We start from the raw sequence: 13,042 nt of genomic DNA, 5'->3' as shown, positions 1-13,042 counted from the left end.
GGAGTACACGCCATGACCACCACGACGCCTCCGGTTTCCGGACCCCGCCACGTGTCGGCGCCCCGCGGCACCGAACTGACGACCCTCGGCTGGCAGCAAGAAGGCGCCCTGCGCATGCTGATGAACAACCTCGACCCCGAGGTCGCCGAACACCCCGACTCCCTCGTCGTCTACGGCGGCACCGGCAAGGCCGCGCGCAGCTGGGAAGCATTCGACGCGATGGTCCGCACGTTGAAGACCCTGAAGTCGGACGAGACGATGCTGGTGCAGTCCGGCAAGCCGGTCGGTGTGTTCCGCACCAGCGAGTGGGCGCCCCGCGTGCTGCTGGCGAACTCGAACCTCGTCGGCGACTGGGCCAACTGGGAGGAGTTCCGCAAGCTCGACGCCCTCGGACTCATCATGTACGGGCAGATGACGGCCGGGTCCTGGATCTACATCGGCACGCAGGGCATCCTGCAGGGCACGTACGAGACGTTCGGCGCCGTCGCCCGCAAGCGCTTCGGCGGCTCGCTCGCCGGCACCATCACCCTGACCGCGGGACTCGGCGGCATGGGCGGCGCGCAGCCCCTCGCCGTGACGATGAACGACGGCGTCGCGATCTGCGTGGACTGCGACGTCACCCGCATCGACCGCCGGATCGCGCACAAGTACCTCGACACCAAGGCCACCGACATCCACGACGCCCTGCGCCTGGCGATCGAGGCCCGCGACGCGAAGCGTCCGCTGTCCATCGGCCTCGAGGGCAACGCCGCCGAGATCTTCCCCGAACTGCTCGCCATGAACGCCCCCATCGACATCGTCACCGACCAGACGTCGGCCCACGACCCCCTGTCGTACCTGCCGCTCGGCATCGATTTCGCCGACATGAAGGCGATGGCCGACAAGGACCCGGTGAAGTTCACCGAGGACTCCCGCGCGTCGATGGCCCGCCACGTCGCCGCGATGGTCGGCTTCCTCGACAAGGGCGCCGAGGTGTTCGACTACGGCAACTCCATCCGCGACGAGGCCCGCAAGGCCGGCTACGATCGCGCGTTCGACTTCCCGGGATTCGTGCCCGCCTACATCCGTCCGCTGTTCGAGGAGGGCCTCGGCCCGTTCCGCTGGGCCGCGCTGTCGGGCGACCCGAAGGACATCGAGGCCACCGACAAGGCGATCCTCGAACTGTTCCCCGAGAACGAGCACCTGAAGCGCTGGATCACGATGGCAGGCGAGAAGGTCGCGTTCGAGGGTCTGCCCGCTCGCATCTGCTGGCTCGGCTACGGCGAGCGGCACAAGGCCGGCCTGAAGTTCAACGAGATGGTGGCGTCCGGTGAGCTGTCCGCGCCCGTCGCCATCGGCCGCGACCACCTCGATTCCGGATCGGTCGCGTCGCCGTACCGCGAGACCGAGTCGATGCTCGACGGCTCCGACGCGATCGCCGACTGGCCGCTGCTCAACGCGCTCGTCAACACCGCCTCGGGTGCGTCGTGGGTGTCCATCCACCAGGGCGGCGGCGTCGGCATGGGACGCTCCATCCACGCCGGTCAGGTGTGCATCGCGGACGGCACCGACCTGGCCGCGGAGAAGCTGGAGCGGGTCCTGACCAACGACCCCGGCATGGGCGTCATCCGGCACGTCGACGCCGGCTACGACCACGCCGCCGACGTCGCCCGCGAGCGCGGCGTCCGCGTGCCGATGTCCGAGGGATGACCATCCGCCCGAGCGACCGTATCTTCGAACCACTGGAAGGAACAGCAGTGACAGCGAACACCTCCCGCTCCACAGCGCTGACCGGCATCGGCACCCTGGTGACCAACGACCCGACAGTGGGGGAAGGTCCGCTCGGGCTGATCCGCGACGCCGCCGTCGTCTTCGACGGCGGCGTGGTGGCCTGGGTCGGCAGCACCGACGCGGCGCCGGCCGCGGACGCCGGGCACGACCTCGGCGGCCGGGCCGTGCTGCCGGGCTTCGTCGAAAGCCACTCGCACCTGGTGTTCGGCGGGGAACGCGCGGAAGAATTCGCCGCCCGCATGGCCGGGCAGCCCTACGCGGCGGGTGGCATCCGCAATACGATCGAGGCGACACGGAACGCCACCGACGAACAGCTGCAGGCGAACACGCGGCGGCTGCTGGACGAGTCGCTGCGGTCGGGCAGCACCACCGTCGAATGCAAGACCGGCTACGGCCAGACGGTCGAGCACGAATTGCGCAGCACGCGGATCGCGGCATCCCTCACCGACGAGGTGACACTGCTCGCCGCGCACGTCCCGCCGCCGGAATACGCGGGCCGCGCCGACGACTACGTCGCGATGGTGTGCTCGGAGATGATCGATGTCTGTGCACCGCAGGCGAAGTGGATCGACGTGTTCTGCGAGACCGGTGCGTTCGACCGCGACCAGGCACACGCCGTGCTCACGGCCGGAATGGCCAGGGGGCTGATCCCCCGCGTCCACGGCAATCAGCTCCGCGAGGGGCCGGGCGTGCAGCTCGCCGTCGAACTCGGCGCCGCGTCCGTCGACCACGTCTGCTACACCACGCAGGCCGACATCGACGCGCTCGCGCAGAGTTCGACGGTGGCCACCCTCCTGCCCGGCGCGGACTTCTCGACCCGCAACAAGTACCCCGACGCCCGGGCCCTGCTCGACGCGGGTGTCACGGTCGCGCTGGGCGCGGACTGCAACCCCGGTACCAGCTACACCACCAGCCTGCCGTTCTGCATCGCGATCGCGGTGCGGGACATGCACATGACCCCGGACGAAGCAATCTGGGCGGCGACGGCGGGCGGCGCCCGCGCGCTGCAACGTGCCGACGTCGGGGTCTTGCGTCCCGGAGCGCGGGCCGACGCCCTCGCCCTCGACGCGCCGTCGTACCTGCACCTGGCCTACCGGCCCGGCGTCCCCCTGGTCAGCGATGTGTGGCGCGGCGGCGAACTCGCCTGGTCCGCGCACGCCATCCACGAGAAGGAAAGGGCATTGCGATGATGGAGAACCTGTTGATCCCGCCACCTCCCTGGACCGGCAGGATGGACGGCACGTCCAGTCACCACCTCCGCTGGCACCAGGCGGTGACCCCTCTGCAGGACGGCGTCGAGCCGGGGGCCTGCGTGTTCATCGGATTCTCCAGCGACGAGGGTGTGGAACGGAACAAGGGGCGCCGCGGGGCGTCCCGCGGTCCGGACGCGCTGCGGAGCGCACTGTCGTCGATGGCGCTCGCCGAGCCGCTCCGCGCGTACGACGCCGGCACCGTCGCGGTCACCGACAATCGTCTTGAAGCCGGGCAGGAGGCGCTGGGCGCCGTGGTTGCCGCGACGCTCGATGCCGGCCAGTTCCCGGTGGTCCTCGGCGGCGGCCACGAGGTGGCGTTCGGGACGTATCTCGGTCTGGCGCAGGCGTCGGTCCGGACCCCGGGCAAACGAATCGGGATCCTGAACCTGGACGCGCACTTCGACCTGCGGTCCGATCCGGTGCCGAGTTCGGGCACACCGTTCCGGCAGATCCTCGAACGGGAGCACGCGGCGGGCACCACGCTGCAGTATTCCGTGCTCGGCATCAGCCAGCCCAGCAACACCACCGCGCTGTTCGACACCGCACGCGGGTACGACGTCCGGTACCTGCTCGACGACGAGTGCTCGGTCTCCGACCGGCACCGGGTGGCCGTGTTCGTCAGCGAGTTCCTGTCGGACGTCGATCTCGTCTACCTCACCATCGACCTCGACGTCCTCCCCGCCGCGGTCGCGCCGGGAGTGAGCGCTCCCGCGGCGTACGGGGTTCCCGCGGAGACGATCCAGTTCGTGTGCGACGCGATCGCCGCCAGCGGAAAACTCGCGGTTGTCGATGTCGCCGAGCTCAATCCGTCGTTCGACATCGACAACCGCACCGCCCGCACCGCCGCCCGGTTCATCCATCGGATCGTGACGAAACGTATTCCGATCGTGCGCTGAGGTCGTCCGGGGAGCCGGCGCTCAGCCCTCCCGCAGCACTGCGCGCAGGCGGGTGACGAACGCGGCCGGGTCGTGGGCGAAGCCGATGTGGTCACCCGGGAACAGCGTGGGCTCGACTCCCAGTTCGGCGGCGAGCGCCCGCGACGTCCGGTCGCAGAGTTGGCCTCCCGACTCCTCCCCGATGCCGACCACGATGCGCGTGGACGCCGAGCGCAGCGCGGTGACATCCGGGCACCAGCGGGTGGTCGGGCGCAGCATGTGCGCGTGCTGGAAGTACTCGTCGGCCTCGGCCTGCTCGTCCCGCTCGCCCGCGAACATCTGCTGGAACACCTCCTCGGGCAGGTAGATGTTCGCCAAGTCGAGGAACTTCCTCCACGCCCCCACGACGTCCCCGCCGAGGTGAGCGTCGATGATCTCGTCGGTCTTCACGCGCAGCTGCTCGCGGTCGTCGAGCAGTTCGTCCAGCGGGGGCTCGTGAGCCACTACGGTGTGCACCAGCTCGGGATGTGCCTGCACGAGCGCGAGCGCGCTGACGGCACCGCCGCTGGAACCGAACACCGCGGCAGGGCCTGCGTCGAGGTGCCTCAGCAGCCGGGCGAGGTCGTCGGCGCGCATCTCCGGGGTCGAATCGCGGTCGCGGTCGTCGACCGGGCTGCGGCGGATGCCCCGCGGATCCGTCGTGAGCACGGTGTATCCGGCAGACAGCAGATCGGCCGCGGGCGCGAAGGAGTCGGCGTCCATCGGGGCGCCGACGAGCGCCACGACGGGACCCGAGCCCCGTACCTCGTAGTACAGGGCGGCGCCGGGAACGTCGAGGGTCCGGGCGTGGGTGGTGGCGGTGGATGCGGAATTCATCGAGTTCTCCTCGGTGCAGGTGATCATCGGTCGCAGGTAGGACCGCCCCCGACGGGCAGAATCATCGGTCGTCGGGGGGAAATTTCCGGCCCACGACCTCCCCTGCGCCCCCGATCCGGAGGATTCGTGGGCGTACCACTGGAAGCACGCGCGGCTAGATGACAGGATGAGATTTACGCGAACGGGGTCTCGATGTGAGATCCCGGGCGGCAACTCAGGGAGTGAACGGTATGGCGCAGGGTGTTGTGAAGTGGTTCAACAGCGAGAAGGGCTTCGGATTCATCGCGCCGGACGACGGTAGCGCGGACGTGTTCGTTCACTACTCCGAGATCTCGGGCAGCGGCTACAAGTCGCTGGAGGAGAACCAGCGGGTGGAGTTCGAGGTCGGACAGGGCCAGAAGGGCCCGCAGGCCCAGAACGTACGGGCCGTCTGAGCGACGCCCCGATAACACTGTGACGACGAGGTCGCACCCGAGAGGTGCGGCCTCGTTGTCGTAGCAGGCCCCGGGACAGCTATCTCGAGAGGCCGAAACTTCCCACCTGGTTGCCGCCCACGTACACGGCCCCGGTGTAGGTCCCGTCTGAGTTGGGGGAAATCCTGTCGGTCAGGAACCCCAGACCGGATGGGCTGTAATCGATGACGGTGTTTCCGTTCCCGTCCTGCGAGGTCGTGCCTGCAAGTCCGGTCAGGCCGAACGCGAAGTTGTTGACGACCGTGCCGCCCTGGAACGTCTTGCCCTTCCAGATCAACTCCCCCGCCGGCGCGGTGGTCGTTCCCTGATAGGTGCCGGACGGCACGGCGCCGGGTTCCGCGACGCCCGTCCCCGCGCCTGCGAGTACGGCGCCGATCAGTGTTCCCACGGTGACGATCCCTCGCGTGATCGCGCGCATGATGCCTCCCTCTGCCGTGCCGCACGGGTTGTGCGCCGCCGTCCGTGGTCGAGTACCCGCTCCCGTGCCGTGAACACCGGCACCCCTGGACAAATTCAGCGCTCTCGTTCATAGTCGATATGCCACTAAGTGGCATTGCTATTTCACTAGATGGCAAATTCGATCTTCCGACAGGAGTTCCCGTGACCGATCAGCTGCTCGATGCCGCCGAGTTCCGCTCCACCGTGCGCGCGTTCGCCAACCATGAGATCCACCCCGGCGCGGCGTTCCGCGACGAGACGCGGGAGTTCCCGGCGGAACTGGTGAAGCGACTGGGCGAACAGGACCTGATGGGCATCTCGGTGCCCGAGGAGTTCGGCGGACTGGGCCTGTCCACCAAGACGCAGCTGATTGCGATCGAGGAGATCGCCCGCACCGATGCCGCCCTCGCCTCGATCTACACCGCGCACTACCTGGGGCTCGAACCGATCCTCGTCGGCGGCACCCAGGAGCAGAAGCGACGGTGGCTGCCCGGCCTCGCGTCCGGCGAACTGCTCGCCGGGTTCGCCCTCACCGAACCGGATGCCGGCTCCGACATCGCGTCCATGCGCACGACGGCGCGGCGCGAGGACGACGGCTGGCACCTGTCGGGGTCGAAGACGTACATCTCGAACGCCAAGGAAGCCGACCTGGTCGTCCTCTTCGCCAAGACCGATCCGTCCGCAGGCTTCCGCGGCATCACCGCGTTCGTCCTCCCCCAGGGCACTCCCGGCGTGAGTTACTCCGAACCGCAGGACAAGCTCGGGATCCGATCGGCCCCCACCTACACCGTGTACCTCGACGACGTGGTGCTCCCCCATGACGCCGTGGTGGGAACCGAGGGTCGCGGCGGCAACATCGCGCTCACCGCCCTCAATCGCGCCCGCATCGACGTGGCCGCGATGGCCAACGGAATCGCCTTGCGTGCTTGGGAACTGGGCCGTTCCTACGCGGCCGAGCGCAAACAGTTCGGACACCCCATCGCCGAATTCCAGGCGATCCAGCTGCTGCTGGGTGCGTGCGACGCGCAACTCGTATCCTCCCGCGTCACCGCGGACTGGGCGGCCGACGTGAAGGACACCGGGGCCGACCTGCGCCGGGCCGCCTCCGTGTCGAAATACGTGGCCACGGAGGCCTGCTTCTCGATCGTCGACCAGACGGTGCAGATCCACGGCGGCGCCGGCTTCATGCGCGAATCGGAGATCGAACGCCTCTACCGCGACTGCCGGATCCTGCGGATCTTCGAGGGCACCTCGCAGATCCAGCTGCTCACCATCGCGTCCAACGCACCCTCCCCGCGCTCCACCGAATTCTGAGAAGGGCTCACCGCCATGCCTTCCCTGCCTCCTCTCGACGGCATCCGCGTCGTCGATCTCTCCCGCGTTCTGGCCGGACCGTACTGCACGGCGCTGCTCGCGGACGCCGGCGCCGACGTGATCAAGATCGAGCCCGCCGCCGGTGAGGACTCGCGGCACCTCGGACCGTTCCGCGACGGCGAGAGCATCTATTTCAACGTACTCAACCGCGGAAAGCGCTCGCTGGCACTGAATCTCAAGGACCCAGCGGATCGTCAGGTGCTGCTCGACCTTCTCGACACGGCGGACGTCCTCGTCGAGAACTTCCGGCCCGGCGTGACCACAAGGCTCGGCATCGATTACGACACCGTGCACGCCCGCAACCCCCGGCTCGTCTACGCGTCCATCTCCGGTTTCGGGCAGGACGGGCCGCTCGCGGGTGCGGCAGCCTACGACCTCGTCGTGCAGGCGATGTCGGGGATCATGAGCATCACCGGTTCACCCGAATCCGGACCGACCCGGCTCGGTGAATCGTTCGGCGACCTCGTCGCGGGACTGTTCGCGGCCTGGGGCATCAGCTCCGCGCTGGTCGGCACCCGGGAGTCGGGGGTGGGGCAGCACCTCGACGTCGCCATGTTCGACAGCATGCTGGCGATGCTGCCCACCGCGCACAGCCAGTTGCAGGCCTCGGGAGTCGCGCCGGCCGGCGTGGGCAATCGCCATCCCGTCTCCACTCCGTTCGACACGTACCGGGCGTCGGACGGCCTGTTCGTCCTCGCCGTCGCCAGCCAGTCCGGATTCGACAAGCTGGCCCACACGATGGATCGCGCAGACCTGCTCGGCGACAACCGTTTCGCCGACGACACGTCCCGCACCGATCACGAACCCGCCCTGCGCACCGAGATCGAGATCTGGGCGAAGGACAAGACGGTCGCCGAGGCGGTCGCGCTCCTCGGCGCGGCCGGACTGGCGAGCTCCGAGATCTGGAACGTCGAACAGGCGTTGTCGTCCGAGCAAAGCAGGCACCGCGGACTCGTCGAGTCGTTCGAGCATCCGGTCGCGGGAACCATCGACTACGTACGGCAGCCGGTCGTGTTCGGCGGCAGCGCACGTCCCGGCGTCCGTCGCAGCCCGCTGCTCGACGAACACCGGCACCCCCTGCTGTCCGAGATCTCGTCACGGTAGATTCACGCCGACACCCGCGACCGTCAGGAGAAGCGCCATGGCCCCCGGAGATGTGACCCGCAGCGCGAGCCGCACCTTCGAACTGCTCGGCGCGATCACCGAGCAGGGTGGGCTGACGCTCGGCGACGCCGCGAAGGCCGCCGGCCTCGCCACGAGCACGGCACTGCGCCTGATCCGCAGCATGGAGCAGAGCGAGTTCCTCGTCCGCGGCGACGACAACGTCTACCGGGCCGGACCGCGACTTCTCCAGATCGGTGCGCGGGCGATCAGCGACAACCAGTTGCTGTCCCGCGCCCGCCCGGCGATGGTCGCGATCGCGGAGGAGACCCGCGAATCGACGTACCTGTCGACCCACGGGCCCAAGGGCACGGCGTTGTATCTCGCGCAGATCGAGGGCACCCACGCGATTCGGCACATGGGCTGGGTGGGTCAGACGGTGCCGCTGGTGGGCACGGCCGTCGGTGCCGCTTTGCGCGGCGATCTGCAGAGCGAGGGGTACGCGATCGCGCACGACACGATCGAGGACCACTCGACCGGGGTGGCGGCGCCGATCTACGACGCGGTGGGCCGGATCGTGGGCGCCCTCAGCGTCGTCGGCCCGACGTTCCGCCTCGACGACGCCCTCTGCGCGCAGCACGGTCTCGTGCTCGTCGAACGGTGCCGGGCACTGTCGGCGGAACTGGGCTCCCCGGTTCCGTGAGCCGCGGTCAGCTGCCCATGCTGGTCCGGACGAACTCCCGGAACGTGAGGACCATCGGTTCGCGGGCCCGCCCACGCCGGTAGATCAGCGAGAACGGCGCCTGGTAGCCGAACGACGCCGGCAGGATCGGACGCAGCCGGTTCCGGTCGACCCAGTACTCCGCGTAGTGCTCGGGCAGGTATCCGATGTAGGCGCCGGACAGCACGAGGATGAGCTGCGCTTCCATGTTCTCCACCGTCGCCGAGGGTTGCGGGAAGCCCTGGCGGGCGAGTTCCTGCTCGGACCAGTAGCCGCGCGTCACCATCCGCTGTTGCGTGATGACCTCCTGCGGCACCCGCGTCCGGCCGAACAGCGGATGCTTGTCGCTGCAGTACAGCCAGTGCTGCTCCCGGTGCAGCGCCTGGGAGACGAGCCCGTTCATCGGGGAGGCGAACGCGCCGACGGCGACGTCGATGCGGTCGTCGAGCACCCCGACCTGCAGTTCGTGTGGGGTCTGGATCTTCAGGTCGAGGTAGACGGCGGGATGGTCTTTGCTGAAGACGCCGATCACGTCGGCGAGCGGCAGGGTGGCGTCGGTGACAGTGGAATCGAGAACCCCGATCGTGAGGGTTCCCCGCAGTTCCCCCTGCAGCGCGGCGCCGTAGCGCTCGAAGCCCTCGAGTTCCCCGAGGATGCGCAGGCATTCCTTGTGGTAGAGCTCGCCCTTGCTGGTGAGGCCGAATCCGCCCCGGCCGCGGTGGCACAGCACGATGCCGAGGTGCCGTTCGAGCTGGCTCATGTAGGTGCTGATCGCCGAGGCCGACAGTCCCAACTCCTGCTGCGCGGGCGCGAACCCCTGGTGGCGGACAACGGCCGCGAAGATCTGGAGGAGCTTCAGATCGGGCAGCGTGCTGCGCATCGCACTCCTCCGGCGGGATCGAAAACAGGGTGTGAGCTGGCTCGCACCGTTACTTCAGGATTTTCTGAAGTGATTATTTGTATCAAGTGATTTATTTCACGTCAATGTTCTCCTACCGTCTAGGGCAACGGTCTGACGAGGCCGGCACCGACCGATCCGCTAGGACACGTGAAGGACGCACCATGGACATCACCATCATCCTGATCTACCTGGGCGCGATGCTCGCGTTCGGCTGGTGGGGCAAACGGCGGGCGAGCAACTCCAGCGAATACCTCGTCGCCGGCCGCCGCCTCGGCGGATTCCTGTACACCAGCACCATGGCGGCCGTCGTCATCGGCGGCGCCTCCACCGTCGGCGGGGTCGGCCTCGGCTACAAGTACGGCATCTCCGGAATGTGGCTGGTCGTGTCGATCGCCGCGGGTGTGCTGCTGCTCAGCCTGCTCTTCGCCGCACGTATTCAGCGCCTGAAGGTCTACACCGTCTCCGGGATGCTCAAACTCCGCTACGGCATCGACGCCACCGGGGCGTCCGGCCTCGTGATGATGGCGTACACGCTCATGCTCACCGTCACCTCGACGATCGCCTACGCCACCATCTTCAACGTACTGTTCGGCTTCGACCGGACCCTGTCGGTCGTCCTCGGCGGACTCATCGTCGTCGCCTACTCCGCGATGGGCGGCATGTGGTCGATCACGCTCACCGACGTCGTCCAGTTCGTCATCAAGACCATCGGCGTCTTCGTCCTGCTGCTTCCGTTCACCTGGAGCAAGGCCGGCGGCTACGCCGGCATCAAGGAACGCGTGGGCGAGCAGGCACTCGGGCTCGGCACCATCGGCACCGGCACCATCATCACGTTCTTCGTCGTCTACACCCTCGGCATCCTCATCGGCCAGGACATCTGGCAGCGGGTGTTCACCGCGAAGTCGCCGCAGGTCGCTCGTTGGGGCGGCGTCACCGCCGGTGTCTACTGCCTGCTGTACGGCGTGGCGGGCGCACTGATCGGCCTGGCGGCGTCGGCCCTCATGCCGGACATCGGTTCGTCCGACGACGTGTACGCCGACGTCGCCGTCGAGGTCCTGCCCGTCGGTCTCAGCGGCATCGTCCTGGCCGCCGCCGTCGCGGCGATGATGTCGACGGCGTCCGGCGCGCTGATCGCCACCGCCACGGTCGCCCGGCAGGACGTCCTTCCGCTGATCGCCCAGATCTTCGGCCGGACGCGGCCCGAACTCGACACGTCCGACCCGGAAGCCGACGTGCGCGGCAACCGCCTCTACGTGATCGTGATCGGCCTCGTCAGCATCGTGATCGCCGCGCTCATCAACGACATCGTGTCCGCGCTGACCATCGCCTACGACATCCTGGTCGGCGGTCTCCTCGTCCCCATCCTCGGCGGACTGGTCTGGAAGCGCGCCACCGGAACCGCGGCCATGGCCGCGATGGCGGTGGGCACCGTGGCGACCCTCGCGACGATGTTCGTCGTCGGCGACGTCATGGCCAACGAACCGGTGTACGTCGGACTCGTCAGCGCACTGGTGGTGTTCGTGGCGACCAGCTTGTTCACCGCGCCCACCCCGGCGAACGTGATGTCCGTGTGGAACGCGCGGGTGTCGGGAAAGGCCGAGGAAGACCCGGTTCCGGTTCCCGCGCCGATAGCCTGAGTGGCGACAGCGCGTACTAGCGAGAGGAATGATCGTGCCGAAGATCGTCGACCACGACGAACGGAGACAGGTGCTCGCGGACGCGGTTCTCGCGTTGATCGCCAGGGAGGGGATCTCCGCCGTCACCACGCGCGCGGTGGCGGAGGAGAGCGGGTGGTCGACCGGAGTGTTGAACCACTACTTCGGGTCCCGGCACGAACTGCTCCTCGCGGCGCTGCGCCGGGCCGGCGACATCCAAGGCGAGTTGTACAGGGCGATCCTCGACGAGGAGGGCACCGGCCCGATCGAGAAGCTGCGGAACATCACCGCCAGCATCCTGCCGCTCGACGAACGCCGGCTCGCGATGACCCGCGTGTTCCTGTTCTTCTACGCGGAGGGGGCGGCCGAGGAAACGGCGCGCGGTGAGATCGCGACCTTCCTCGCCCGCTGGCGAGGTGTCGTGCGGGGAGCGGTCGTCGAGGCGCAGCGGGACGGCACCGTCTCCGCCGACCTCGACCCGGACGCCGTCACCGTCGCACTGGTGGCGCTGACGGACGGGCTCGCATTGCAGGCCATCCTGGATCCCGTTGTCATGGACGCGATCAGCACCGACGACGCGGCCGCCCGCTGCGTCGACGCCGCCGTGCGACGGACCGCCGAGGGCGCGGGGGCTGTGGGCGCATGACCGACCGCGTCGTCGTCCTCGACGATTTCATCCCCACCCGAGAGCTGTCCGATTCGCTTGCCACCGAGGGCATCTCCGTCGAGGTGGTGCACCAGTCCGAGTTCCCGTCCGGACCCGGCGTCGTCGCGCTGCTCGTCGGCCCGGAGAACACCGGCCTCGAGCCGCGTCACCTGTCGGGTCTCCCGGACCTGCGACTGCTCTCGGCCACCTCCGCCGGATACGACCACCTGCCGGTGTCGGCGGCGCACGAACGCGGCCTGTGGGTGACGCGGGCCGTGGACTACTGCACCGAGGAGGTCGCCGATCACGCGCTCGCGCTCACCCTCGGACTGCTCCGATCCACCCACGTGCTCGACCGGTCGGTGCACGCGGGCGGGTGGGACGTGACCGCCGCCCCACCGCGGCGCATCGCGGGAACCGTGCTGGGCCTCTACGGTTTCGGCCGGATCGCCGGCGCCTTCGCGCGGCGCGCTCGTGCCGTGGGGATGACCGTGCTCGTCAGCGGGCGCAGACTAGCCGAGCGCTCCGGCGAACTGGCCGCCGAGGGCCTCGAGGTGGTCGGATTCGACGAACTGCTGCGCCGCTCCGACGTCCTGAGCCTGCACATACCCCTCACGTCCGAGACGCGGGGACTGATCGGAGAGCGTGCACTGTCCGCGATGACACGCGGCGCGTATCTGGTGAACGTTTCCCGCGGCGGTCTCGTCGACCACGACGCTCTCGCAGACGCACTACGCAGCGGACAGCTGGCCGGGGCGGCCGTCGACGTGCTCCCGAACGAACCACCCGCACAGGACGATCCGGCCCTGCAGATTCCGAATCTCGTGATCACCCCGCACGCCGGGTGGTACTCACCGCAGGTCGCGCAGACGCTGGCGCGGCAGTCGGCGCACAATGTCGCGGCAGTCCTGAGGGGCGCATCCCCGGCGGGAGTCGTTGCCGCACCGGGGATGTGATCG

The 13,042-nt window shown here is 68.7% G+C and carries 13 protein-coding genes; 10 read left to right on the top strand and 3 right to left on the bottom strand.

Translation table 11 applies throughout. The features are described 5' to 3' along the window. Positions 1 to 12: 12 nt before the first annotated feature. From hutU to hutG, 3 genes are read left to right on the top strand one after another with little or no spacing between them, the layout of a single operon-like run. Positions 13 to 1,689: a urocanate hydratase gene (gene hutU, locus ROP_RS23495; RefSeq protein WP_015888501.1), complete on the top strand. Its 1,677-nt coding sequence runs from the start codon at positions 13 to 15 to the stop codon at positions 1,687 to 1,689. 47 nt (positions 1,690 to 1,736) lie between these two features. Beyond that, on the top strand, positions 1,737 to 2,960 hold the full coding sequence (hutI, locus tag ROP_RS23490) for an imidazolonepropionase (protein WP_043826767.1): 1,224 nt from the start codon (positions 1,737 to 1,739) through the stop codon (positions 2,958 to 2,960). Then, positions 2,957 to 3,919 carry a formimidoylglutamase gene (hutG, locus tag ROP_RS23485; RefSeq protein WP_015888499.1) on the top strand — a complete coding sequence of 321 codons (963 nt, stop codon included), beginning with the start codon at positions 2,957 to 2,959 and terminating at the stop codon, positions 3,917 to 3,919. The genes hutI and hutG overlap by 4 nt, the downstream gene beginning before the upstream one ends. Before the next feature lie 21 nt (positions 3,920 to 3,940). Here hutG and ROP_RS23480 read toward each other — a convergent pair whose 3' ends face one another. After that, on the bottom strand, positions 3,941 to 4,774 hold the full coding sequence (locus ROP_RS23480) for an alpha/beta fold hydrolase (protein ID WP_015888498.1): 834 nt from the start codon (positions 4,772 to 4,774) through the stop codon (positions 3,941 to 3,943). Positions 4,775 to 5,004: 230 nt separating this feature from the next. Between ROP_RS23480 and ROP_RS23475 the strand changes: the two genes are divergently transcribed. Continuing rightward, positions 5,005 to 5,208 (top strand): transcription antiterminator/RNA stability regulator CspE, encoded by a 204-nt coding sequence (locus ROP_RS23475; RefSeq protein WP_005244612.1) that lies wholly within the window; start codon positions 5,005 to 5,007, stop codon positions 5,206 to 5,208. A gap of 79 nt (positions 5,209 to 5,287) precedes the next feature. Here ROP_RS23475 and ROP_RS23470 read toward each other — a convergent pair whose 3' ends face one another. Further along, positions 5,288 to 5,665, bottom strand: coding sequence for a hypothetical protein (locus ROP_RS23470; protein ID WP_043825201.1), 378 nt, complete (start codon positions 5,663 to 5,665; stop codon positions 5,288 to 5,290). Between the two features lie 182 nt (positions 5,666 to 5,847). Between ROP_RS23470 and ROP_RS23465 the strand changes: the two genes are divergently transcribed. The 3 genes from ROP_RS23465 to ROP_RS23455 are packed head-to-tail and all read left to right on the top strand — an operon-like array spanning position 5,848 to position 8,863. Next, positions 5,848 to 6,999, top strand: coding sequence for an acyl-CoA dehydrogenase family protein (locus tag ROP_RS23465; protein WP_015888496.1), 1,152 nt, complete (start codon positions 5,848 to 5,850; stop codon positions 6,997 to 6,999). Positions 7,000 to 7,014: 15 nt separating this feature from the next. Next, positions 7,015 to 8,163, top strand: a complete 1,149-nt coding sequence (locus tag ROP_RS23460) for a CaiB/BaiF CoA transferase family protein (RefSeq protein WP_015888495.1) — start codon at positions 7,015 to 7,017, stop codon at positions 8,161 to 8,163. A 37-nt stretch (positions 8,164 to 8,200) separates the two neighbouring features. Next, a complete protein-coding gene (locus ROP_RS23455; protein ID WP_015888494.1) occupies positions 8,201 to 8,863 on the top strand; it encodes an IclR family transcriptional regulator in 663 nt (220 codons plus the stop codon). A 7-nt stretch (positions 8,864 to 8,870) separates the two neighbouring features. On the opposite strand, the gene ROP_RS23450 is transcribed toward ROP_RS23455, so the two are convergent. Then, complete coding sequence (locus ROP_RS23450) at positions 8,871 to 9,761, bottom strand: LysR family transcriptional regulator (RefSeq protein ID WP_015888493.1); 891 nt, start codon at positions 9,759 to 9,761, stop codon at positions 8,871 to 8,873. 182 nt (positions 9,762 to 9,943) lie between these two features. Here ROP_RS23450 and ROP_RS23445 point away from each other — a divergent pair, with 182 nt between their 5' ends. From ROP_RS23445 to ROP_RS23435, 3 genes are read left to right on the top strand one after another with little or no spacing between them, the layout of a single operon-like run. Further along, positions 9,944 to 11,419, top strand: a complete 1,476-nt coding sequence (locus ROP_RS23445) for a sodium:solute symporter (protein WP_015888492.1) — start codon at positions 9,944 to 9,946, stop codon at positions 11,417 to 11,419. A 28-nt stretch (positions 11,420 to 11,447) separates the two neighbouring features. Continuing rightward, the gene (locus ROP_RS23440) at positions 11,448 to 12,083 is read left to right on the top strand and encodes a TetR/AcrR family transcriptional regulator (protein ID WP_015888491.1); all 636 of its coding nucleotides are present in this window, start codon (positions 11,448 to 11,450) and stop codon (positions 12,081 to 12,083) included. Then, on the top strand, positions 12,080 to 13,039 hold the full coding sequence (locus ROP_RS23435; RefSeq protein WP_015888490.1) for a C-terminal binding protein: 960 nt from the start codon (positions 12,080 to 12,082) through the stop codon (positions 13,037 to 13,039). Before ROP_RS23440 ends, ROP_RS23435 begins: the two co-directional genes overlap by 4 nt. Positions 13,040 to 13,042 lie beyond the last annotated feature (3 nt).

The sequence above is a fragment of the Rhodococcus opacus B4 genome, from assembly GCF_000010805.1.
GTDB classification, from domain to species: Bacteria; Actinomycetota; Actinomycetes; order Mycobacteriales; family Mycobacteriaceae; genus Rhodococcus_F; species Rhodococcus_F opacus_C.
Note: the sequence above shows the minus strand (reverse complement) of the source record. Positions and strands in the feature narration are given on the sequence as shown.